The sequence below is a fragment of the Leifsonia williamsii genome (genome assembly GCF_030433685.1).
Lineage (GTDB): Bacteria > Actinomycetota > Actinomycetes > Actinomycetales > Microbacteriaceae > Leifsonia > Leifsonia williamsii.
In genome coordinates this window covers 2,062,104-2,084,178 of the sequence record NZ_JAROCF010000001.1, presented here as the reverse complement: position 1 = coordinate 2,084,178, position 22,075 = coordinate 2,062,104, and the positions used below count along the sequence as shown (strand labels likewise).

Genomic DNA, 22,075 nt, shown 5'->3' with positions numbered 1-22,075 from the left:
ATCGTTGCAGGGTGCTGACTCCCCTCGCCCTCGCCGTCGACTTCGGCGGGACCAAGGTCGAGGCCGCCCTCGTCGACAGCGACGGCCGCCTCGTCCCCGACTCCCGTCACCGCCGCCCCACCGGCCGCACCGCCTCGGTCGCCGACCTCGAGTCGTCGGTCGGCGACGTCGTGCGCGCCGCGGCCTCCGCCCTGCCGGAGGGTGCGGAGATCGTCGGCGTCGGCATCGGCTGCGCCGGTCCGATCGACCGCCGCCGCGGGCTCGTCTCGCCGCTCAACGTGCCGGACTGGCGCGACTATCCGCTGCGCGACTTCATCGCGTCGGTGGTCGGCGCCGGCGAAGGCGGTCTCGGCCTCGACATCCCGGTCACCCTGGAGATGGACGGCGTCGCGATCACGATGGCCGAGCACTGGGTGGGCGCCGCGCAGGGCGTCGACAACGTCATGGGCATGGTCATCTCGACCGGCATCGGCGGCGGCCTCATCGTCGACGGCCGCGTCATCACCGGCCCGACCGGAAACGCCGGGCACATCGGCCACGTGGAGGTCGGCGACATCGTCGGCGAGGACACCTTCGGCAACGCGTCGGCGCTGGAGGCCATGGCCTCCGGCCCGCACACCGTCGCCTGGGCGCGCACGCAGGGCTTCGCGGGCACGACCGGCGAGGAGCTCGCGGCCGCGTACGCCGCGGGCGACCCGATCGCGCGCGACGCGATCGCCCGCACCGGTCAGGCGGTCGGCCGCGCCATCGCCTCGGCGACCGCGCTGCTCGATCTGGAGCTGGTGGCGATCGGGGGCGGCTTCTCGCACTCGACGCCCGACCTGTTCGACCGGATGCGCGAGGTCATCGACCACCACTACTTCCCGTTCGTGCGCAAGGTGCGGATCGTCCCGAGCGCCCTCTCCTCCGAGGGGCCCCTGATCGGCGCGGCCGCCCTCATCCACCGCGCGACCCTCCTCCCCGCGTAGCCGTCCCGCGAGTACGCGCGATCTCGCCCGAAAACCGCCGAGTACGCGGACAATGCGCGTACTCGGCGGTTTCGGAGGGAGGATGCGCGTACTCGGCGCGCGTGGCTAGCGGTCCTCGAGGTAGTGCGGGCGGGCGACGACCGCGCCGGCGGCGGCAGCGGCCAGCGCGGTCGCGGTGAGGAAGATCAGCGCGGCGGTCCACGACTCCGTCAGCTGGTGCAGCAGCCCGACCACGAACGGGCCGAGCGCGCCGAGCGTGTAGCCCAGCCCCTGCGTGAAGCCGCTGAGTGCCACCGACCCCTCGTGCGTGCGTGTGCGCTTGTTGATCAGCACCAGGCACAGCGGGAACAGCAGCGGCCCGAGCCCCGCCAGCGTCACCCACAGCCAGGTCGCGGTCGACGGGACCAGGATCAGGCCGAGGTACCCCACGACGAAGAACGCGACGGCGGCGTAGATGACGACGGCCACGTTCCGCATCCGCGCGGCGAGCAGCGGCACGAGCAGTCCGGCGGGGATTCCCATCGCGGCATACACGGACAGCAGCGCCCCCGCTTCGGCGGGCGGCGTCCCCGCCACGTCGTGCAGCAGCTGCGGCAGCCACGCGAACATCGCGTAGGCGTTCAGGCTCGACACGGCGAACACGACGGCCATCGCCCAGGCGAGGGCGGAGTGCCAGACGCGGCCGACGAGCGCGGGCTGAGCCTCCTCCACCTCCACGTCGTTGCCGGGGTGCGCCGGCCGGTGCGTCACGATGATCCGCAGCCACGGGAGGACGGCGAGGAGGCTGACCAGCGCCCACATGCCGACCGAGACATGCCATCCTGCCGCGTCCGCAACGGGCACCGCGATCAGCGGCGGCAGCAGCGTGCTCACCGACATGACGGTCGCGTAGAGAGCGGTCACAAGCCCGATCCGGTCGGGGAAGTACCGCTTGACCAGCGGAGGCAGCAGCACGTTCCCGACGCCCATCCCGGCGAACGTGATGGCCGAGCCGAGCGCGAGCACCGGGAACGACCCCGCGAGCGCGCGGACGAGATGCCCGGCCAGCATGACCCCGAGCGCGGCCAGCAGCACCGACTCCAGGCTGAACCGCCGCGTGAAGGCGGGCGCGACCAGTCCGAAGACGGCGAAGCACACCGGCGGCAGCATCCCGAGCAGCCCGACGCCGATGCTCGACACGGGGAACTCGGTGCGGATCTCCGCGAAGATCGGCGACAGCGCAGCGACGGCGGTCCGCAGGTTGGCGGCGACGAGCAGGATGCCGACCAGCGCGATCGCGCGACCATGCCACAGCGGCCGCGGCGCTCCCGCGGCGTCGGAGGCGTCCGCCATCAGGCGGTCTCTGCGGTCAGGATGCCCCTGGCGTGTTCGACGTCGTCGGCGATCTGGGCGATCAGCGGCTCGATCCCCTCGTAGGCGACCATGCCACGGATCCGCTCGACGAACGACACCTCGACGCGGTGCCCGTAGAGGTCGAGGTCGCGGTCGAGGACGTACGCCTCCACCTGCTTGTGCGGCACGCCCTCGAACGTCGGGTTGTTGCCGACGGAGATCGCGGCCGGGTACCGCTCCCCCGCATCGGCGAGCCAGCCGGCGTAGACGCCGTCGGCCGGGATGAGCCCCTCCGACTCCGGCGAGAGGTTCGCGGTCGGGAAGCCGAGCTCGCGCCCGCGCTTCGCCCCGTGCACGACGAGACCGCGCACGGTCGGCACGTGTCCGAGCAGCCGGGCCGCGTGGCGCACGTCGCCCTCGGCGAGCAGCTCGCGGATCCAGGTGGAGGAGACGCGCCGGCCGTGCTCGGGCCGGACGTCGTCGATCAGCACCACCTCGAAGCCGTACTTCGCACCGAGCACGCGCAGCAGCTCCACGTCGCCGGCGCCGCGCGCGCCATAGCGGAAGTCGCTTCCCACCAGCACGGCGGCCGCGTGGAGGCGGTCGACCAGGATGCGGTGCACGAACTCCTCCGGCGGCAGATCGGCCAGCGAGCGGTCGAAGGCGAGCATGAGCGTCGCGTCGACGCCCGTGCCGGCGAGCAGGTCGAGCTTCTGCTCGTTGCTCACCAGCGACGACGGGCACTTCTCGGGCGCGATCAGCTCCAGCGGATTGCGGTCGAAGGTGATGACGGCCGTGGTGAGACCGCGCTCCTGCGCCACCTGGCGCAGCCGGTCGATGACCGCCCGGTGCCCGGTGTGCACGCCGTCGAACTTGCCGATGGTGACCGCGCTCGGGCCGAAGCCGTCCGGGAGCCCGGCGACGGAGGTGTAGACCTTCACGAGGCCGCTCCCGCGCCGGGCCGGTGACGGCGCAGCCACAGCAGGCCGAGGATCGGCAGCGCCAGCGGCACGAAGAGGTAGCCCATCCCGTACACCGACCACACGGTGGCGTCGCGGCCGAACGGGTCGATGTCGCTCAGGCCCAGCGTCGCGGGCGCGAACAGGCTCAGCGTGCCGACGACCAGCACGCCGGCCAGCTCGAAGCTGATCGTCGCCCACGCGATCCGGTACCAGACCCGGCCGGGGGCGATCAGGGCGATCGTCGCCACGATGTAGACCACGGCGGCGATGGCCGACAGGGTGAAGGCGACCGGCGCCTCCTGGAAGCGGTCGATGATCTGGAACACGCTGCGACCGGTCGCCGCGAGGGCGAGGACGAAGTACACGAAGACGAGCACCCGGCCGATGCCGGAGATGCGGCGGCGCTTCGGACGCTCGGCGGCGTCGTGGTGCGCGGGCAGGGTGTGGTGGGACATCGCTTCGATTCTACCGGCGGCCCCGTGTCCCCCTGAACGTCCTCAGGCGCCCTGCACGAACCAGATCTGTCCCATCCGGTACACCATGACCGCGATGGCGAGGCAGACGCCGCCGAGGATGACCGTGCTCCAGCGGTTGCGCTCGATCAGCGCCCAGAAGCCGCCGGCCGCCGGGAGGATGACGGCCGAGATGAGGTAGATCCAGAACTCCGGAAGGCTGCCCGAGGGCGGGTTGCCCGCCGCGGGCGCGATCAGGGCGATCACGACCTGCGCGAGCAGCAGCAGCTCCACGAGCGCGACGGCGCCCATCGACAAGTCGTTGGGCGAGCGCCCGGCCAGCCCGAGCACCAGGCACAGCAGACCCGCGAGGACGGCCACCACCACCTGGACCGTCGTGAACCACTCGATCATGCGGTCGCGATCTCGTCGGCCGGGAAGTTCACCAGGGTCCTCGCTTCCTTTCCGCGGAACTCGACGAGCCCCACGAGATGCCCGCTCGGCGCGATCGCCGCGACGGGCTCGCCTCCGGGTCCCTCCCGGTCGGCGATGTGGATGCGGCGGCCGTGCGTGAGGTCGATCGCCTGCTGCTCGGTGAGCTCCAGCCGCTCGAACAGCCGGGAGGCCGCGTCGGCGGCGGGGATCAGGGCCGCGCCGACGTCGAGCGTATCGAGGTCGTGCGCGTCCCGCACGTGGTACGCGCCGACACGCGTGCGTCGCAGAGCAGTCAGGTGCCCGCCGACGCCCAGAGCGGCGCCGAGGTCGCGGGCGAGCGAGCGGATGTAGGTCCCGGAGGAGCACACGACGCGCACCTGCAGGTCGATGGCGGCGGCCAAGCGGTCGACGCCCAGCAGCTCGAACTCGCTGACGGTCACCGCACGCGGCTCCAGCACGACCTCCTCGCCGGCCCGCACCCGGGCGTAGGCCCGCTTGCCGTCGACCTTGATCGCGCTGACCGCGCTCGGCACCTGCTCGATCTCGCCGGTCAGCGCGGCGATGCCGTCGAGGACGGCGTCCTTCGTCACCGCGGCGAGCGCCTCCGGGGCGGCCTCGGCGACGGTCTCCCCCTCGGCGTCGTCGGTCGTGGTCGATGAGCCGAGCCGGATGGTCGCGAGGTACTCCTTGTCGGCGCCGACGATGTAGGTGAGCAGCCGGGTCGAGGAGTTGACGCCGAGGATGAGCAGCCCGGTCGCCATCGGGTCGAGCGTCCCCGCATGGCCGACCTTGCGCGTGCCGGCCAGCCTGCGGGTGCGCGCGACGACGTCGTGGCTGGTCCAGCCTCCCGGCTTGTCGACGAGGAGCAGTCCGCTGGCGGTCATGCGGGGCCTCCCGTCGCCTGCAGCACGAGGTCGAGCTTGGTGCGGAAGGTGCTCTCCAGGAGCTCGGTCGCGCAGGCGTCGTGGCCGTACTCGTCGGGGAGGCGCAGGCCGAGCAGCGTGTTCAGCAGCATGCCCTCCGCGAGGAAGGAGCGTGCGTCGTCGGCCGCGAAGCCGCCCTCCTCGCGCAGCATCCGGTAGATCGTGATGAAGCCGTCACGCGCCCTGCCGCCGATCGCCGCGTCGTGGCCCATGCTGAACGCCTGCATGAGCGAGAGCAGGATGCCGCGGTCCTCGATGAGGTTGACGTACGCCAGTCCGAGACGGCGGGCGAGCTCGTTGTACGCCGGATCGTCGCTCGTCGGCCTCCCGTCGGCCTTCCACTGGTCGAGCGTCTCCGCGAAGGCCGTGAGCAGCTTGTCGAGCGACCGGCCGAGCACCTCGACGAACAGGTTCTCCTTGCTGCCGAACATGCGCACCACGTACGGCTGGCTGATGCCGGCCGCCCGCGCCACCTGGTCGGTGGTCGCGCCGAAATAACCGCGCTCGCCGAACACCACGGCCGCCGCGCCGAGGATCTGCTCACGCCGTTCGGCGGAGGAGATCCGTTCGCTGATCTTGTCGCTCACTCTTGACAGGTTATCAGCCGATTACTTATCGTACGGAGTAATCATTCGATTACAACCCGATGGAGCTCTCATGACCGCCTCCCTCGCCGAGCCGCCCGCAGCGGCACGTCGCCGCATCCCGGTGTGGCTCGCCATCGTCGCCGCATCGCTCCCGATGTTCATGGCGACGCTCGACAACCTCGTCGTCACCAGCGCCCTCCCCGTGATCGCGAAGGACCTCACCGCCTCCATCGAGGAGCTGCAGTGGGTCGTCAACGCCTACACGCTGACCTTCGCGACCCTCATGCTCATGGCCGTCGGCCTGGGCGACCGGTTCGGGAGGCGCAGCGTCTTCCTCGCCGGCATCACCGTCTTCACGCTCGCGAGCGCGGCGGCGGCCCTCTCGACGGAGCCGTGGATGCTCATCGCCGCCCGTGCGGTGCAGGGCGTCGGCGCGGCGGCCCTCCTCCCCCTCTCCCTCACCCTGCTGGCCGGCAGCGTCAGCGAGGGCCTCCGACCGGTGGCGATCGGGATCTGGGGCGGAATCTCCGGCCTCGGCGTTGCGCTCGGCCCGCTGATCGGAGGCGCGGTCGTCGAAGGCTGGAACTGGCAGGCGATCTTCTGGCTGAACGTCCCGCTCGGCGTGATCGCAGTCCCGCTCGTCCTCGCCGCGCTGCCGAACAGCTTCGGCGCACGCGTCCGCGCCGACCTCGTCGGGCTGCTCCTCGCCGGGCCGGGCGTGCTCGGCGTGGTCTACGGCATCGTGCGCGGCAACGACGCGGGCTGGAGCAGCGCGGAGGTGCTGATCCCCCTGATCGCCGGCGCCGCCCTGCTCGTGGCGTTCGTGCTCTGGGAGCGCCGCGCCTCCGCCCCGCTGCTGCCGCTGCGACTGTTCCGCGACCGCAGCTTCACGGTGGCGAACCTCGTCGGCGCGACGTTCAGCTTCGGCATCTTCGGGGCGATCTTCATCCTGATCCAGTTCCTGCAGGTCGTGCAGGGCCACACCCCGCTCGAAGCCGGCGTCATGACGATGCCGTGGACCCTCGCGCCGATGGTAGTCGCGCCGCTGACCGGCCTGCTCTCGTCGCGGACGGGCACCCGCCTCCCGATAGTCGCCGGCCTCACCCTGATGGCCGTCGCCATGGGCTGGATCGCGATCACCCTCGCGGCGGACCTGCCCTACTCCGAGATGTGGCCGCCCTTCCTCCTCGCCGGCATCGGCATGGGCCTGGTGTTCGCACCGAGCTCGACCGCGGTGCTCGCGAACATGCGCACCGCCGACCACGCGAAGGCCTCCGGGGCCAACTCCACCCTCCGCGAGATCGGCGTCGCCCTCGGCGTCGCGGTGCTGACCGCGGTGTTCACCGGCGCCGGAGGCACGCTGACGCCGACCGGCTACGTCGACGCCGCGGTCCCCGCGGTCTGGGTCGGCGCCGCCGCCCTCGCCGCCGCCGCGCTCATCGCTCTCGCCCTCCCGAACCGTCGCGCCGCGGCCGCCGCGGCCGCCGCCTCCGCCGCCGCTTCCGCGCCCATCGGCGCGGCCGGCGCCGCCGCGCTCCGCGCCGCCGAGCACGCCGAACCCGCCCCGGTCCTCGCCGACTGACCCTCAGCTCCATCCACGTGGCGCGACATGCCGCCCCCCCCACTCGGAGGCGGCATGTCGCGCCAACTCGTTCCCTGCAGGCCCTCCCGAATAGGCTGGAGGCATGCGGATCGGCGTCATCGGAGCGGGGGCCATCGGCGGCACCATCGCCGCCCTGCTCGACCGGGCCGGGCACGAGGTCGCGGTGACCGCTCGGGGCGAGCACCTCGCCGCGATCCGCGAGCACGGCCTCCAGCTCGACGGAGGCTGGGGCGCGCACACCGCGCATCCCGCCGCCGCCGCCGAGACCCTCACGACCGCCCCCGAACTCGCCTTCGTCTGCACCAAGGCGCAGGACGCCGAGGCCGCGATCACCGAGAACGCCGCGCTCCTGCAGGGCATCACGGTCGTCATCGTGCAGAACGGTCTCACCGGGCTCCACGACGCCATGCGCCTCCTGCCGCATTCGCACTGCGTCGGCGCACTGGCGCTGTACGCCGCAAGCTTCCTCTCACCGGGCCGCGTCACCGTCACCACCGCAGCCAACACCTACCTCGGCGCCGGCAGCGGTGACGCCCCTCGCGTCGCCGTCGACGCCGCCCGCATCCTGAATTCGGCGATGCCCGCCTTCGCGATCCCCAACTTCACGGGCGCGCAGTGGACGAAGCTCATCGTCAACCAGATCAACGCCATGCCGGCCATCACCGGCCTGAGCGTGCAGGAGACGCTGAGCGACCCGGCCCTGCGCCGCATCGTGACCGCGAGCATGCAGGAGGCGACCCGCATCGGCCTCGCCCGCGGCGTCCACTACGGCAGCATCCAGGGCCTCGACGACCGCATCCTCCGCTTCCTCGCCCGCGCTCCGCGGTGGGCCGCGCAGGCCGTTCCCCTGCTGATGCGGAGGCGGATGGGCGCCACCCCGAACCCCGGATCGACCCTGCAGAGCATCCGCCGCGGCCAGCTGAGCGAGATCGACTTCCTGAACGGCGCGGTCGTCGCCGAGGCGAGGGCGATCGGCCGGCCCGCTCCGATCAACGCCATGCTCACCGCTCTGGTGCACGAGGTGGAGGTCCGCGGCGCCTTCCTGCCGCCCGCCACCGTCGCCGACCGCCTCCGCCCCCTCCTCGACTAGCGCTGCCCCGGCAAGGCAACCCCCGAGTACGCGCAGAATCCGCGTACTCGGCCGCTTCCGGGCGACTTTCCGCGTACTCGGCGGTCAGGCCCTGATCGGGTGCGCGGGGTCGGAGTTGTCGACCAGGAGGTCGGAATGCTCCCGCGGACGGGCGTCGGCCTCGTAGACCGGGTCCTCGGGCGCGCTCACGACCAGCACCGACGCGTCCCATCGGTCGCGCAGCTCCGGCCGCAGCAGGAATTCGCCGTCGATGATCAGCACCGCGTCCGGACCGGCGGTCAGCCATCGGCTCTCCACCGGAACGTCGCGCACCTCGTCGAACGCCGCCAGTTGGAACCCCGTGCTCCCCGCCAGCCGGAAGGGGTCGAGCAGCACCCTCCGCAGCGTCCGGTAGTCGTACGAATGGCGGTAGTACGACTCCGGCGTCTCCGGCCCGAGCCGGGTGCGGTCGGCGCGCGGCCGGTGGAAGTCGGTGATGGAGGCGCGGAAGGTGTCGTTCCCCGCCTCTTCGAACACCTCCGCGAGCGCGTCCGCGAACCGCTCCACCCCGCGCCCGTCCACCGCGACGATCACCCGGCCGAGCGGTGCGACGCGCAGCACCTCCCCCACCAGCTCCCGCAGGAACAGCACGCGCGGCGTCGGCGGCAGTCTCATGCCCCCGAGCATAGGCCGGGCGACCGCCGCGCGCCCGGCCCGCAGTCCCGGCTTCGCGTAGCCGCGTTCGCGTAGCCGCATTCGCGTAGCCTGTGGAGGTGCCAGCTTCCTTCGCCGAGACCGTCGTCGACTGGTACCACGCGAACCGCCGCGACCTCCCATGGCGGAGGGACGGCTTCACCGCCTGGGGCACCCTCGTCAGCGAGTTCATGCTGCAGCAGACCCCGGTCACCCGCGTCATCCCCCACCTCGAGGAGTGGCTGAGCCGCTGGCCGACCCCCGCCGACCTCGCCGCGGTCCCGCCCGGGGAGGCGGTGCGCGCCTGGCGCTCGCTCGGCTACCCGCGCCGCGCCCTCTGGCTGCACGCCGCGGCGACCGCGATCACCGAGCGGCACGGCGGCGTCGTCCCCGACGACGTGCCCGAGCTCCTGGCGCTCCCCGGCATCGGCGACTACACGGCCCGCGCGGTCGCCGTCTTCGCCTACGGCGAGCGCCATCCCGTCGTCGACACCAACATCCGGCGCGTGATCGCGCGCGCGATCGACGCCCAGGGCGAGCCCGGCCCGCCGAGTGCCAAGCGCGACCTTGCGGCGATGGAGGCGCTTCTCCCCCGCGACCGCGCGGTCGCAGCCGCCTTCAACGCCGGGATGATGGAGCTCGGCGCGATCGTGTGCGTCGCCCGCTCCCCGCGCTGCGACGCCTGCCCGCTGGCCGACCGCTGCGCGTGGCGCGCCGCCGGCTATCCGCCGTACGAGGGGCCGCGCAAGGCGGTGCAGAAGAAGTACGAGGGCAGCGACCGGCAGGTCCGCGGCCTGATCCTCGCCGAGCTGCGCGCCTCCCACCTCCCCGTCACCGCCGCCGAGCTGGAGCGCGTCTGGCACGACGCCGCCCAACGCGACCGGGCGCTCGCCGGCCTGCTCGCCGACGGCCTGGCGGTGGAGGCTGCGGGAGGCTACACGCTGCCCTGACCGCCGCTCACGCCTCCGCCGCTCACGCCTCCGCGAACACCAGCGGATCCCAGTCGACGATCCGATAGCGCTCGGCGATCCCCTCCAGCACGAACGGATCACCGCTCACGAACCGCTCGGCCGCCTCCCGCGACCGGAAGATCGCCATCGCGCCGCCCGCCGGCGTGGGCCCGAGCGGTCCGATCAGCAGGATCTCGCCGCCCGTCGCGAACGCGTCCAGGTAGGCACGATGCCGCGGGTACACCTCCCTCACCCGCTCGAACAGCGCGGGCCCGGCGTCGGCGTCCATGTCGTAGAAGGTGACCGCGTACATGCGGTCAGCGTAATCACTGCGCGGGGGCGCTGGGCCCGCCGAAGAGCAGATACAGCCCGGTGAAGGTGTACAGCACCATCACGGCGAGCAGCGGGAGCTGCCCGGTCACGCGCCGCCCCACCGGCAGCACCGCGAGGAACCGGTCGTGCGCCGAGACCGCCCCGACCACGTGCCCGGCGACGATCGCGACCACCTTCACCGACGCGAGCAGTGTCACCTGGTACGACAGCCAGTAGTCGACCTCCCACGACCGGGTCCCGAACAGGTCGGCACCGTCGGACAGCGGGTCGCTCGCGTAGATGAGCGTCTGCTGCCCGACCTCCACGAAGTACGACAGGTAATGCGCCACGAAGTACCCGATGATGATCGGCACCAGCGAATGAGCCAGCTCCCCGGCGCGGAAGCCGGACGCCAGGGCGAACACCGCGCCGACCACCGCGCACGTGAGCAGCAGCGCCGCAGAGTTCAGCACGAACGCGTCGACCGGCGCCGCCTGCACGAAGCTCAGCCACCCGCTCGACGAGTGGAGGCTGTCGAAGGCCGTGCTTCCGAGCAGGACGGCGACCACTGCGACGAGCCCGCTCTCGACCGGCGTGCCGGCGAGGTTGCGGAACGGGTTGCGTACGACCAGCAACCCTCCGTCCGAGCGTCCCCACGGCGACAGCCGGCCGACCAGCGTCGAGAAGACCTCGAACGGGTCCGCCTGCTCCAGCCACCGCGTCCCGAACACCGACGCCCCGATGAAGGTCACCAGCAGGTACACGGTGAACCACAGGTTCACCGTGGCCAGTGCCGTCCCGTCGGGCACGACGAGCTCCAGCCACACGAAGGCGAACAGTCCGACCGCCGCCGGCCAGAGCCCGAGCCGCCGCGGCGCGCGCACCACCCCGCTCCCGGGATCGTTGCCGGAGATCCTCGACAGCACCAGGTGCGCCGTCCGCACCGGGCTGATCGCCCGGTAGAACGGCCCGAATAGCAGGGAGGCAGGCACGATCCCCACCCACAGCCACACGTACACGATCCCGAAGACAGGATTGGTCAGGTTGTCCTGCCCCAGGACGGCGGCCGTCGCCGCGAAGAGGAAGAGCGCCGCGCCCAGTATCCGGACGCTCCATCGGGTGGCGGGGTGGTCGACCACCGCCGTCGTCCTCGGCAGCGTCCGCCCCTCGGTGGCGGCCGATCCCTCGGCGGCCGGTCCCGCGAACCGCGGTCGCCGCCACGCCGACACCAGCACGACGAACGACAGCACCAACGCGGCAGCGCCGCCCGCGATCGCGAGTTCGGGAGGGATCGGGAGGTCAGCCCCTCCTCCGAGCCCGTGCGCCCGCAGCACTCACTTCACCTCGACCTGGGCGATCACGGTGTCGCTCGCGTGGTCCTCGATCTCGACCACACCTGGTACCGAGAAAGTCACTACGTGGATCGTGGATCCGGCCTCGAACGCGATGTGCTGCTCCGGCTTGGAGTGCACGTGCAGCTCGCCGGGATTGTCCGCGAGGATGCCCACGGTGAGCTCCTGGCCGCGAGCGACCGTGAGGCGCTCGCCCTGCGGGTAGACGGCGCCGCCGACGAGCGAGATGTCCAGCTGCGGGGCCGACGCGCCGTGCGAGTGCGGAGGGTTCGACGGGGATGCCGTCGGGACTCCGGTCGCGGACGATCCGCCCGACGGGGCCGACGGTGCAGCGCACCCTCCGAGCAGTCCGGCGGTCACCGCGCCGATGACGAGAAGGGGGACGATGCGCATGGTGGTTCCTTTCAGGGGTGGAGTCGGCGCCTCACTCCGGTGAGACGTAGTCCACGGGGATCTCGATGGAGTTGTTGGTCAGGTCCGACTCGAGCAACCGGTGCTCGGGGTTCAGGGTCAGGCGCAGCCGGTACTTCCCCGACGGCACGCCGGTGACATCGATCCACTGATCCGGGAGGCGGGGTCCGTAGTAGTCGCCGATGCCCGAGTTCACGCCCTGCTCCTGCGCATCGCAGCGCAGGATGGCCAGGTTCAGGAAGGCGTCTCCGGACTTCGGGGGCGAGCCCTCCACGCGCCACAGGTCGGTCAGGCAGAAGCTGATCTTGTCGCTGGTGCGGACGACCGTGCCGTCCTCGGCCAGGAGGTCGTACCGCTCGAAGTCCCCGAAGTGGATGTGGCGGTGCGTGGGGTGGTAGACGAAGGACCCGGCCTCGTGCAGGTACACGACGCCGTCGCCGTAGATGCGCTGCTGCACGGCCCGGCCGTCCGCCCGAGGCTTCACGGGCTCGCCGACGAGGTGCAGCATCCCGCCGTGGTTGACCAGCGCGCTGGCGAACCGGAGGAGGACTCGGCCCGGCTTCTCCGTCGTGTCGACGATGTACTTGTCCGGCTTCGGGTAGCCGTCGGGGGCGTCGAGGATCGGCTCAAGATCCGGCAACCGCGCCCCCGGGCAGTCGTCGAGCGAGTCGCACGCGGTGTACGAGGTCACCGCGAGCGTCGTCGTCGCGCCGAGCTTCACGTCGAACGCCTGCTCCAACTGTGTCTCGACGCCGTCGGGGATCGCGGCGCGCCCCTCCATCACGGGCGTCACGTGCAGCTGGACACTCGACTCCCCCGGGGTCACGTTGGCGATCCGCGGGAACCGGAAGACGCCCGCGGCGTCCGTGCGGACGCTCGTCAGCGGCAGATTGCCGGTCGAGTAGACACTCACCTTCGTCTTCCGCAGCGGCGGCTCGTCAGGATCGTGACGCTTGTTGCCGTTGCGGTCGGCGAACGCGAACCCCGCGACCCCGCCCTCGACCGGAGCGGCCACCTCGGGGGTCGCGTACGTCGCCGACGCCCGCACGACCTGGAAGCCCGCGACCACGACGACGACGGCCACCACGACGGACATCGCAAGGATCGGCCTGAGCCTGCGCCGCGACCCGACCCGTGGCCTGCGATCGGGGTTCGCCTTCATTCTTCACTCCATTCGTCGTCGCGCGGTTGCGACCATAAGCGGCGCGCGTCGACCCTCAGGCGCCGATGCGGGGCGCCTGAGGGTCGACGGTCGCGTATCGCCGTTGCGGCGCCGGCTCAGTGGGTGGCCGGAGCCTGCTCGGTGGGTGTCTGCTGATTCCCATTGCGTCGGCGGACGAGGAGCACCGCGGCCGCGACCAGGATCAGCAGCACGATCCCGGCAGCCCCGTACTGCCACGGGGCACCCGTCCCGGTGAAGGGCAGGATGATCGACGCCGGGTCGGTGATGGTCAGCTGGTTGTTCTTCGCAACCGCCTCCGGATGGAAGCCCGCCTGCGTGACCGTGATGGTCTTGCCCGCGTCGACGGAGAACTGGACCGGCTCCGCGAGAAGCGCGTGCCCGGTCGGCGCCACCATCTCCACCAGCGCGTACTGCGTCCCCGCGACCAGCCCTGACAACCGCACCGTCCCGGCCGGGACCGCCGCGTCAGCCGTGAAGGTCAACGTCCAGCCGGAGTGCGCAGACTGCACCTTCTGGTACGCCGCCACGTTCGCCGGGTTGACCCTGTACCAGACACCCGAAACGGGCGTCACGGTGTCCGGCACCACCACGCGGGCCTGCGCATCCAGCCCGCTGAACGGGAACGCCAGGAATGCCGCACCGTTCAACGGCACGTTGGTCGTGCCGTCGGAACCGACCTTCACGATGTCGACCGGCATCGCCTCGTCCTTCACCGTGATCGTCTGATCGCTCAGCGTCACGTCGGGGTCCGTGGACAGCAGCGTCAGCGTGCCGTCCCCTGCGACGGAGAAGCGCACGGGATTCGCCAGCGCGTAATACCCGTCGGGCGCCTTGGTCTCCTTCAGCTGATACGTCCCCGCCGGCAGCGTGGCGATGCTGAACACGCCGGCCGCGGTTCGGGAGAAGTCCGGCAGGCCGGTGCAGATGATCTGCGCCAGCACCTCCTGACACAGCCCGAACGTGGCCCCGTCGATCAGCCTGCCCGTCTCGTCGACCTTGTTCACGATCAGCGGCTTCGTCTGCAGGGTGACCGTCTGGTTGCTGTCCGAGATCGACTCGTGGCTCGCGACGAGCGTCGCACCCGACAGGACGCGCTCATACGCGACCAGGGTCTTGCCGCCGAAGCCCGACGGCACCGTGAACTCCACCACGACCGTCCCCGTGCCCGTCGACGACGCGGTGAACGTCTTCGTCGCCGTGATCGACGTCGCGGTCGTCGTGGCCTTGTCCCACAGCGTGCCGTTCACCGTGTACGACGTGTTCGGCGCCAGATTCGTGTAGGACAGCGTGTCCTGGATGGTGCCGCCGGACGCCGTCAGGGTGTGGTCCCCATCGGACTTGTCCACCGCCACGGTCGCGAGATCCGCGATCGACACCGTCTGGGCCGCATCCGCCAGATCCTCGTGCGACACCACCACCGCGTTCGCCGCGTCGAGGATCTTCTCGAAGGCCACCAATGACGCACCGCCGTAGCCGCTCGGGACCGTGAACTCCACGGCGACCGTCCCGTTACCCGACGCGTCCGCGGTGAACGTCTTCGATGCCGTGATCGGGGTCGCCTTGGCCGTCGCCTTGTCCCACAGCGTGCCCGTGGCCGTGTAGGTGACCCCCGGCGTCAGGTTCGAGTACGTCAGGGTGTCGACGACCGTGCCACCCGACTGGGTCAGCACATGATCCCCGTCGGCCTTGTCCACCGCGACCGTCGACAACGTCGGCGGCAGCTTCAACTTGCTGACGCACGGCAGGCCGATACCGCCGGTACCCGCGGCACCCGCAAGGCCACCGGTCTTCGGGTCTGCCATCTGCGAACCGCCCGAGCCTCCCGAGAGTGCGAAGGTCGCGTTCGGGACGTTCGTCGCCGGGCAGGTCGAACTGGCGGTGGAGGTCTCCAGCCAGACGCCGCCGCCACCACCGCCGCCACCGGGCACACCGCCATGGTCGTAGTTGCCAGTCGCTGCGCCGCCCACGCCACCGAGAGCGGACATCGTCACCTTCGTGTTCAGGCTGCCGACGCTGATCTTCATCTGCCCTCCGGCCCCTCCGCCGGATCCGGAATGGGAGCCGCCGCCGGGAGGCGCAACACCGTCGGACCCGTTCGACTTGATCTGCTTGTTGCTTGCTGCGGAGACGGAGTCGAAGGCCAGGACGATGATGCCCCCACCGGCACCGCCGAGGGTCAGCCCCTGCTCGCTGGAGCCCCGTCCACCGGCACCGCCCATCATCAGCCGTGGGTTCGTGGCGTTGAGATAGTGACGGTCATCGGGAATGGACGCACCGATCGCCGTATTGCCGTTGCCGCCGGCGGGCTGCTTCGGGCCGAACTCGGTGGGGCCGCCGCCAGGCGCTCCCGCGCTCCCCCCGAACCAGCTGCCGCCACCACCGCCACCGGCTCCGACGTAGTTGTCCGCGACGCCTCCGCCGCCACCGTAGGAGCCGCCACCACCGCCGGCGGCGCCTTCGTTCCCCTTGGAGGAGCCGGCCAGGCCGTCACCGCCGTTGCCGACGCTGCGGACCCCGCCGCCGCCGCCGCCGGAGCGCTGCGTCGTGACGCTGCCGTACCGATTGGACGAGTACTCGACGAGGACCGAGGCGGCGGAGCCGCCGCCGTCGCTCCCGCCGCCACCGCCGGAGGCGGCGGCCCCGCCGCCACCGCCTCCGCCGACGACGCCACCGCCGCCGCCGGCGCCGCCGAGGGCGCCCTTGTCCCACAGTTCCTTGGGGTCGCCGCTCGCGCGACCGCCGTCGACACCCGCGGCCTTGGTGTACACACCATCGATGCCGCTGTCAGCGCCTCCAGCGATGCCGCCGCCCACTCCGCCTCGGCCCGACTTGGACGCCGCCCCGCCGCCTCCCGTCTGGCCTCCGCCACCGACGCCGGCCGAACCGGTGAACTTGGCGTCCTCGAGGTCGTCGAGGTACTCGCCGGAGAAGTTCGCGCCGTTGAAGCCGCGGCCGCTCGTCTGGCCCTGTCCGGAGGACCGCGCGCCGACGATCTGGGTGGTCGGCGGCTTGTCCGTCGTGAACCCTGTGCCCGAGGCGTCGATGTTGGCGTTGAGCTGGAGGCTCTGCCCCGCCAGGGAGGCGACGCCGCCGGTGATTCCGTCCCAGGCCTTCGCCTTCACGTCGCCACTCACCGTCGTGGTGCCGCCGTCGGTGTACGTGCGAACGAGCTGAACCTTCTCCGAAGCGGGGCTGTACGATCGGGCGATGGCGGCCAGGGTGATCGTGCTGCCCGAGATCGCGGTGATCGTGGTGGCGTCGAAATTGCCGAAGTTGGAGCCGGGCACCTCGGGCGACACACCGGTCATCTGGATGAGCAGCACCCTGTCGCCGACGGCGAACGGAGTGCCGGCTCCCGTGACTCCCCCGGTGACCGTGACGGCGTTGCCCGACACCGCGGACACGGCCTGATACGAATTCACCACGCCGGAGACCGAGGTGGCGGCTTCGGCGGCGGGCACCGGAGCGAGCATCTGCTCCGTCACGGTGCCGCCGCCCAGCACGATGCCGCACGCGAGCGCCATGCCCAGCGACCGGCGCAACCAGCCGACCGGAAGGAGATTCGCGCGGGGTCGCCGCGCGGCAGCCGGAGCGGACGCCCGGCCGGAGCGGCCAACGTCGTTCACATTCATTTCGGGTTCCTCTGCAGCACGCGATGACACTTCGGCCGGGCGCGTGCGAACTCCCGACCGACACCTGGGTCACGTCGATGACCTCGCGCGAAGGCGGAGGTCTCGACGAGACTAGGAGCGGTGTGGGTACCCCGCAGCCGGGAAGCGAGCGGACGCAACGGCGTCCCGCCAGAGATACGTGTGGTCGTGACCCTCCTACGCGCATCGGCCCACCATGCGTGCCCGCTGCGGTGAACGCTCTACGGAGCCCGATAGTCGACGGGGAACTCGGCGACGTTGTTGGTGTAGTCGGACTCGAGGATGCGATGCTGCGGATTGACCGTGATGCGCACCCAGTACCGGCCAGACGGCAGGCCCGTCACGTCGATCCACTGGTCGGGAAGCCTCGGCCCGTAATAGTCGGACCAGCCGGCGTTGATGCCCTGCTCGTGCTCTCCGCACTCCAGCGGCGGGAGGTTGAGGAACAGCTCGCCATCGTCGCGCTTCGGCGTCTCTCCCGCACCCTCGGCGGGGAGGATGTCCGTCAGGCAGAAGCTCACCTTCTCACCCGAGCGCAACACGGTCTTCCGATCGTCGGCGACCAGCTCGTACGTCTCGAAGTCCCCGAAATGGAAGTGCCGGTGCGTCGGGTGGTACGCGAAGGTCCCGGCCTCGGCCACGTACACGGCCCCGTCGCCGTAGACGCGCTGCTGCACCGCCCGTCCGTCCGCGAGCGGTTTCACCGGTTCGGCCATCAGATGCAGAAGACCGCCGAGGTTCGCGTTGGAGCTCGCGAAGCGGAGCAGCACCCGGCCCGGCTTCTCCGCGGTGTCCACGAACGTCGCCGTCGGCGGCGGGTAGAGCTTCTCGTCGTATCCCGTCGCGTCGAGGAGCGGCCTGAGGTCCGGCAGGCGGACGCCTGGGCATCCCTTGAGCTCGGGACACAGCCGGTACGAGGCGACGGGGAGCTCCACCGTCGACCCGAGTCTCGCGGTGAAGCTCTGCTCGAGCCGGGAGCTGGAGGCGCCCTCCGGCAGCGCAGCCCGCCCCTCCATGACGGGCGTGACGTGAAGCCGGACCTCGGGGTGTCCCGGCGTGATGTTGTCGATCTCGGAGAACCGGAAGACGCCGTTCGCATCGGCTTTCGTCGTCTCCAGCGGTAGCGTCCCGGTCGAATAGACGCTCACCTTCCAGCCGTCGAGCGCAGGCTCGTCGGAGTCGTGCCTGCCGTTGCCGTTGCGATCGGCGAAGGCGAACCCCGCGACGCCTCCCGGGTCCGGCTTGCTCACCACCGGGGTCTCGTAGACCTGAAGGGCTTGGACGACCTGGATCCCGGCGATCGGGCCGGCGATGGATAGAACCACGGCGCCCGCCAAGAGCAGCCGGACCTTCTGACGCCGCATCATGCGTCTCCTTCCCTCGAACACCCGCAGGCGACCGTAGCCAGCCGCGTGCCCCCCTTCGGCGCGGATGGCGATCGGCTACGGGTCGGTCGACCGGGGCCCCGGCGATGCGGGGCCCCGTCGTACGCGTCCTGCACTCAGTCCTGAGCGACCTTTCGTCGCGTCGAACGCCGCGCTCTCCACAACAGGAGCACGTACGCACCCGCTCCGAGGAGGAGCACGACGGCTCCGGCCGAGCCGTACTGCCAGCCCGCGTTGACGCCGGTGAAAGGCAGGACGACCGTGGACGGGTCGGTGATGGTCAGCTGGTTGTTCTTCGCGACGGCCTCCGGATGGAAGCCCGCCTGCGCCACGGTGATGGTCTTGCCCGCGTCGATCGAGAACTGGACCGGCTCCGCCAGGAGCGCGTGCCCGGTCGGCGCCACCATCTCCACCAATGCGTACTGCGTCCCCGCGACCAGCCCTGACAACCGCACCGTCCCGGCCGGGACCGCCGCGTCAGCCGTGAAGGTCAACGTCCAGCCGGGGTGCGCAGACTGCACCTTCTGGTACGCCGCCACGTTCGCCGGGTTGACCCTGTACCAGACACCGGGCACCGGCGCCACGCTGTCCGGCACGGCGACGCGGGCCTGCGCGTCCAACCCGCTGAACGGGAACACCAGGAACGCCGCACCGTTCAACGGCACGTTCGTGGCTCCGTCCGAGCCGACTTTCACGATGTCGACCGGCATCGCGACGTCCTTCACCGTGATCGTCTCGTCGCTCAGCGTCACATTCGGGTCGCTCGAGAGCAGCGCCAGCGTGCCGTCGGCGGCGACGGTGAACCGGACCGGATCCGCCAGAGCGTAATAGCCGGCGGGAGCCTGCGTCTCCTTCAGCTGGTACGTCCCCGCCGGCAGCGAGGAGATGCTGAACACGCCCGCCGCCGTCGAGGTGAACCCGGGGAGGCCGGTGCACACGAGCTGAGCGATCACCTCCTGGCAGAGCTGGAAGGTCGCGCCGCCGATGAGCCGGCCGGTCTCGTCGACCTTGTTCACGATCAACGGCTTGACCTGCAGCGTCACGGTCTGGTTGCTGTCGGTGATCGTCTCGTGATTCGCCACCAGCGTGGAGCCGGACATGATCCGCTCATAGGCCACCAGCGTCTTCCCACCGAAGCCGGAGGGCACCGCGAACTCCACCACCACCGTCCCCGACCCTGTCGAGGAGGCGGTGAACGTCTTCGTCGCCGTGATCGATGTCGCCGTCGTCGTCGCCTTGTCCCACAACGTGCCGTTCGCCGTGTACGGCGCATTCGGCACGAGATTCTTGTAGGTCAGCGTGTCCTGGATGACACCGCCGGCCGCCGTCAGCGTGTGGTCGCCATCCGCCTTGTCCACCGCCACCGTCGTCACCTCCGCGATCGACACCGTCTGCGCCGCATCCGCCAGGTCCTCATGCGACACCACCACCGTGTTCGCCGCATCGAAGATCGACTCGAAGGCCACCAACGACTTCCCGTAGTTGCCGCCGGGCACGGCGAACTCGACATCGACCGTCCCCGATCCCGAGGCGTCGGCCGTGAACGTCGTCGACCCCGTGATCGACGTCGCCTTCGCCGTCGCCTTGTCCCAGAGCGTGCCCTTGGCCGTGTAGGTGGCGCCCGGCGTCAGGTCCGTGTAGGTGAGGGTGTCCTTTACCGTGCCACCCGACTGAGGCAGCAGGTGATCGCCGTCTGCCTTGTCGAGCGCGACCGTCGTCAGTGTCGGCGGGAGCTTGAGCCTGGTGACGCAGGCGAGCCCGTCACCACCGGTACCGCCGACGGGTGTCGACGCCGCGTTCTTCGGGTTGGTGATCGTGTTGCCCGCCTGGCCGCCGGAGATCGCGAAGGTCACGTTCGAGACGGTGGGCGCCGGACAGGTCGGGCTGGTGGTGGCCGTCTCCAGCCAGATCCCACCGCCGCCGCCACCCGACCCCGGAAGGCCGGCGTGGTACTTGTTCGCCGTCGGCTGCCCGCCGATCGCGCCGCTGGCCGACAGCTTGACGGGTGCGCTGAAGGTCCGCGCGCGGATCCGCATCTGTCCACCGGCGCCGCCACCCGACCCCGAGTGCGCGCCGCCGCCGGCGGGCGAGACTCCTGCCGCACCGTTGGACAGCACGTTGCCACCGGAGCTCGTGATCGTCGTGTAGTCGAGATACACCACACCGCCGCCGGCGCCGCCGGCGCTCGAGCCGGCCTCCTGCGACCCGGTGCCGCCGGCACCGCCCATCATGAGATACGGGTTCGCGGGGTTCAGACCGTTCCTGGCGTCGGGTACGGCGGTGCCGACGGGAGCATTGCCGTCGCCTCCGGACGGGAAGGCGAAGCCGTAGCCGTTTCCACCGGTGCCTCCCTTGCCGCCGCCGTACCAGCTGCCGCCGCCACCGCCGCCGGCACCCATCGAACCGCCCTCGTAGTTCGATGCCGCACCGCCGCCGCCGCCGTACGATCCGCCGCCGCCGCCGGGACTTCCCTCATCGTTCGAATCCTTGCTCGAGACGTTCGAGGCGCCGACGACACCGTTGCCGCCGTTTCCCACACCTCCGGAGGCGCCGCCGCCGGAACCGAGACCCTTGTCGAGGCCTTCCCATCCGGTCCATTCGCCGCCGCTGCCGCCGCCGTCCGTGCCGCCGCCGCCGCCCGAGGCCAGGCCGCCGCCACCACCGCCGCCACCGAGGATGCCGCCGCCGCCACCCGCTGCGCCGCCGCCGCCGCCGAACCAGGTCTCGTCTCCGGTGAGTCCCTTCTTGATGGCGTCACCGCCGTTCGCGCCGGCCGCCGCCTTGCCGTTGCCGTCCGTGGCGCCGCCGGCCATGCCGCCTCCCGCCGACGTGCCGGTCGTCCCGCCACCACCGCCGAGCCCTCCGCCGCCGATGCCGAAACGCTTGGCCGTGATCTGGATCCCCGTACCCGCGGAGTTGGCCGACGTGGCGGGCGGCCCCTGTCGACCGTCCTGACCGCGCCCAGTGGTCTGACCCGCACCGGAGGACTTCGTCGGCACGACGGCCTTGGTCGGGGGGTTCGCGCTGGTGAACCCCGAGCCCGACGCGTCGATGTTCTTGGTCAGCGCGAGCGCGTCTCCCGCCATCGCGATGACGCCGCCGGTCGTGCCGTCCCACGCCTTCGCCTTCACATCCCCGGTGACGGTCGTCGTCCCGGTATCGGTGTAGGTGCGCACCAGCTGCACCTTCTCCGTACTGGGGCTGTAGGTCGCTGTGACGGCGGCGAGCGTCATCGTGCTGCCCGAGATCGCCGTGATCGTCGTGTTGTCGTAGTGACCGAAGTTCGAACCGGACACCGCCGGCGAGACACCGGTCATCTGGATCAGCATCACCTGGTCGCCGACCTTGAACGCCGTACCCGCGCCCGTCACCGAGCCGGTCACGGTCACCGCCGTCCCGGAGACGGCGGACACCGCCTGATACGAGTTGACGATGCCGGACACAGCGGTCGCCGCGTTCGCGGTCGGAGCCGGTGCGAACAGCTGCTCGGTGACCGTGCCGCCGCCGAGCACGATGCCGCACGCCAGCGCCATGCCCAGTGACCGGCGCCACCGATCGGAGACGTGCGTCGTGTTCTGTTTCCGCCGCCGGGAGGCGACGGCAGCGGGGGCCGGGCGGGACGGGCGCTTTTCGATCGGGTTCATTGCGGGGCTTCCTCGAGTCGTGCTTGGTTTCGTGGGGCCGGGCAGATACACGCGCCTGCGACTCGGTCGGGCGGTTCTGTCTGCGGGCCTGGATCGAGAGCGTACGTCGGCCCTCCACGGCATCCCCTCGCAGGGCTGAGCCGTTACGCGCCGGCCTTGCGACA

18 protein-coding genes are annotated in these 22,075 nt (G+C 71.3%); 4 read left to right on the top strand and 14 right to left on the bottom strand.

All coding sequences use genetic code 11. The features are described from left to right. Nucleotides 1–14: 14 nt before the first annotated feature. Entirely contained in the window at nucleotides 15–968 is a 954-nt protein-coding gene (locus tag P5G50_RS09750; RefSeq protein WP_435870920.1) for an ROK family protein, read from the top strand. A gap of 105 nt (nucleotides 969–1,073) precedes the next feature. On the opposite strand, the gene P5G50_RS09745 is transcribed toward P5G50_RS09750, so the two are convergent. Genes P5G50_RS09745 through P5G50_RS09720 form a run of 6 tightly spaced genes read right to left on the bottom strand, consistent with a single transcriptional unit; the run spans nucleotide 1,074 to nucleotide 5,659 of the window. After that, a complete protein-coding gene (locus P5G50_RS09745) occupies nucleotides 1,074–2,300 on the bottom strand; it encodes an MFS transporter (protein ID WP_301212600.1) in 1,227 nt (408 codons plus the stop codon). Next, nucleotides 2,300–3,241 (bottom strand): bifunctional riboflavin kinase/FAD synthetase, encoded by a 942-nt coding sequence (locus tag P5G50_RS09740; protein WP_301212601.1) that lies wholly within the window; start codon nucleotides 3,239–3,241, stop codon nucleotides 2,300–2,302. The genes P5G50_RS09745 and P5G50_RS09740 overlap by 1 nt, the downstream gene beginning before the upstream one ends. After that, nucleotides 3,238–3,717: a hypothetical protein gene (locus P5G50_RS09735; RefSeq protein WP_301212602.1), complete on the bottom strand. Its 480-nt coding sequence runs from the start codon at nucleotides 3,715–3,717 to the stop codon at nucleotides 3,238–3,240. The genes P5G50_RS09740 and P5G50_RS09735 overlap by 4 nt, the downstream gene beginning before the upstream one ends. Nucleotides 3,718–3,759: 42 nt before the next feature. After that, entirely contained in the window at nucleotides 3,760–4,128 is a 369-nt protein-coding gene (locus tag P5G50_RS09730) for a hypothetical protein (RefSeq protein WP_301212603.1), read from the bottom strand. After that, the gene (gene truB / locus P5G50_RS09725) at nucleotides 4,125–5,033 is read right to left on the bottom strand and encodes a tRNA pseudouridine(55) synthase TruB (protein WP_301212604.1); all 909 of its coding nucleotides are present in this window, start codon (nucleotides 5,031–5,033) and stop codon (nucleotides 4,125–4,127) included. The genes P5G50_RS09730 and truB overlap by 4 nt, the downstream gene beginning before the upstream one ends. Continuing rightward, complete coding sequence (locus P5G50_RS09720) at nucleotides 5,030–5,659, bottom strand: TetR/AcrR family transcriptional regulator (protein ID WP_301212605.1); 630 nt, start codon at nucleotides 5,657–5,659, stop codon at nucleotides 5,030–5,032. The genes truB and P5G50_RS09720 overlap by 4 nt, the downstream gene beginning before the upstream one ends. 70 nt (nucleotides 5,660–5,729) lie before the next feature. Between P5G50_RS09720 and P5G50_RS09715 the strand changes: the two genes are divergently transcribed. After that, the gene (locus tag P5G50_RS09715; protein WP_301230585.1) at nucleotides 5,730–7,241 is read left to right on the top strand and encodes a DHA2 family efflux MFS transporter permease subunit; all 1,512 of its coding nucleotides are present in this window, start codon (nucleotides 5,730–5,732) and stop codon (nucleotides 7,239–7,241) included. Between the two features lie 103 nt (nucleotides 7,242–7,344). Then, on the top strand, nucleotides 7,345–8,352 hold the full coding sequence (locus P5G50_RS09710; protein WP_301210653.1) for a ketopantoate reductase family protein: 1,008 nt from the start codon (nucleotides 7,345–7,347) through the stop codon (nucleotides 8,350–8,352). 84 nt (nucleotides 8,353–8,436) lie between these two features. Here the strand turns inward: P5G50_RS09710 and P5G50_RS09705 are convergent, their stop codons facing one another. Further along, nucleotides 8,437–9,006 (bottom strand): nucleoside/nucleotide kinase family protein, encoded by a 570-nt coding sequence (locus P5G50_RS09705; RefSeq protein ID WP_301210655.1) that lies wholly within the window; start codon nucleotides 9,004–9,006, stop codon nucleotides 8,437–8,439. 98 nt (nucleotides 9,007–9,104) lie between these two features. On the opposite strand from P5G50_RS09705, the gene P5G50_RS09700 reads away from it, so the two are divergent. Further along, a complete protein-coding gene (locus tag P5G50_RS09700; RefSeq protein WP_301210656.1) occupies nucleotides 9,105–9,974 on the top strand; it encodes an HhH-GPD family protein in 870 nt (289 codons plus the stop codon). A 22-nt stretch (nucleotides 9,975–9,996) separates the two neighbouring features. Here the strand turns inward: P5G50_RS09700 and P5G50_RS09695 are convergent, their stop codons facing one another. The 7 genes from P5G50_RS09695 to P5G50_RS09665 form a co-directional block, all read right to left on the bottom strand. Further along, entirely contained in the window at nucleotides 9,997–10,287 is a 291-nt protein-coding gene (locus P5G50_RS09695) for a YciI family protein (protein WP_301210657.1), read from the bottom strand. Between the two features lie 13 nt (nucleotides 10,288–10,300). Continuing rightward, on the bottom strand, nucleotides 10,301–11,620 hold the full coding sequence (locus P5G50_RS09690; RefSeq protein ID WP_301210659.1) for a hypothetical protein: 1,320 nt from the start codon (nucleotides 11,618–11,620) through the stop codon (nucleotides 10,301–10,303). Further along, complete coding sequence (locus P5G50_RS09685) at nucleotides 11,621–12,031, bottom strand: hypothetical protein (protein ID WP_301210660.1); 411 nt, start codon at nucleotides 12,029–12,031, stop codon at nucleotides 11,621–11,623. It lies immediately after the preceding gene. A 31-nt stretch (nucleotides 12,032–12,062) separates the two neighbouring features. Beyond that, a complete protein-coding gene (locus P5G50_RS09680; protein WP_301210661.1) occupies nucleotides 12,063–13,145 on the bottom strand; it encodes a lysyl oxidase family protein in 1,083 nt (360 codons plus the stop codon). A gap of 182 nt (nucleotides 13,146–13,327) precedes the next feature. Continuing rightward, a complete protein-coding gene (locus tag P5G50_RS09675) occupies nucleotides 13,328–16,864 on the bottom strand; it encodes a VaFE repeat-containing surface-anchored protein (RefSeq protein ID WP_301210663.1) in 3,537 nt (1,178 codons plus the stop codon). Nucleotides 16,865–17,103: 239 nt separating this feature from the next. Then, entirely contained in the window at nucleotides 17,104–18,249 is a 1,146-nt protein-coding gene (locus tag P5G50_RS09670; RefSeq protein ID WP_301210665.1) for a lysyl oxidase family protein, read from the bottom strand. A gap of 134 nt (nucleotides 18,250–18,383) precedes the next feature. Then, entirely contained in the window at nucleotides 18,384–21,911 is a 3,528-nt protein-coding gene (locus tag P5G50_RS09665; RefSeq protein ID WP_301210667.1) for a VaFE repeat-containing surface-anchored protein, read from the bottom strand. Between the last annotated feature and the right edge of the window lie 164 nt (nucleotides 21,912–22,075).

Coding starts and splice junctions, on each gene's coding strand:
- P5G50_RS09665 (WP_301210667.1), bottom strand. CDS start 21,911: ATGAACCCGATCGAAAAGCGCCCGTCCCGCCCGGCCCCCGCTGCCGTC.
- P5G50_RS09670 (WP_301210665.1), bottom strand. CDS start 18,249: ATGATGCGGCGTCAGAAGGTCCGGCTGCTCTTGGCGGGCGCCGTGGTT.
- P5G50_RS09735 (WP_301212602.1), bottom strand. CDS start 3,717: ATGTCCCACCACACCCTGCCCGCGCACCACGACGCCGCCGAGCGTCCG.
- P5G50_RS09685 (WP_301210660.1), bottom strand. CDS start 12,031: ATGCGCATCGTCCCCCTTCTCGTCATCGGCGCGGTGACCGCCGGACTG.
- truB (WP_301212604.1), bottom strand. CDS start 5,033: ATGACCGCCAGCGGACTGCTCCTCGTCGACAAGCCGGGAGGCTGGACC.
- P5G50_RS09715 (WP_301230585.1), top strand. CDS start 5,730: ATGACCGCCTCCCTCGCCGAGCCGCCCGCAGCGGCACGTCGCCGCATC.
- P5G50_RS09705 (WP_301210655.1), bottom strand. CDS start 9,006: ATGAGACTGCCGCCGACGCCGCGCGTGCTGTTCCTGCGGGAGCTGGTG.
- P5G50_RS09675 (WP_301210663.1), bottom strand. CDS start 16,864: ATGAATGTGAACGACGTTGGCCGCTCCGGCCGGGCGTCCGCTCCGGCT.
- P5G50_RS09695 (WP_301210657.1), bottom strand. CDS start 10,287: ATGTACGCGGTCACCTTCTACGACATGGACGCCGACGCCGGGCCCGCG.
- P5G50_RS09745 (WP_301212600.1), bottom strand. CDS start 2,300: ATGGCGGACGCCTCCGACGCCGCGGGAGCGCCGCGGCCGCTGTGGCAT.
- P5G50_RS09680 (WP_301210661.1), bottom strand. CDS start 13,145: ATGTCCGTCGTGGTGGCCGTCGTCGTCGTGGTCGCGGGCTTCCAGGTC.
- P5G50_RS09710 (WP_301210653.1), top strand. CDS start 7,345: ATGCGGATCGGCGTCATCGGAGCGGGGGCCATCGGCGGCACCATCGCC.
- P5G50_RS09730 (WP_301212603.1), bottom strand. CDS start 4,128: ATGATCGAGTGGTTCACGACGGTCCAGGTGGTGGTGGCCGTCCTCGCG.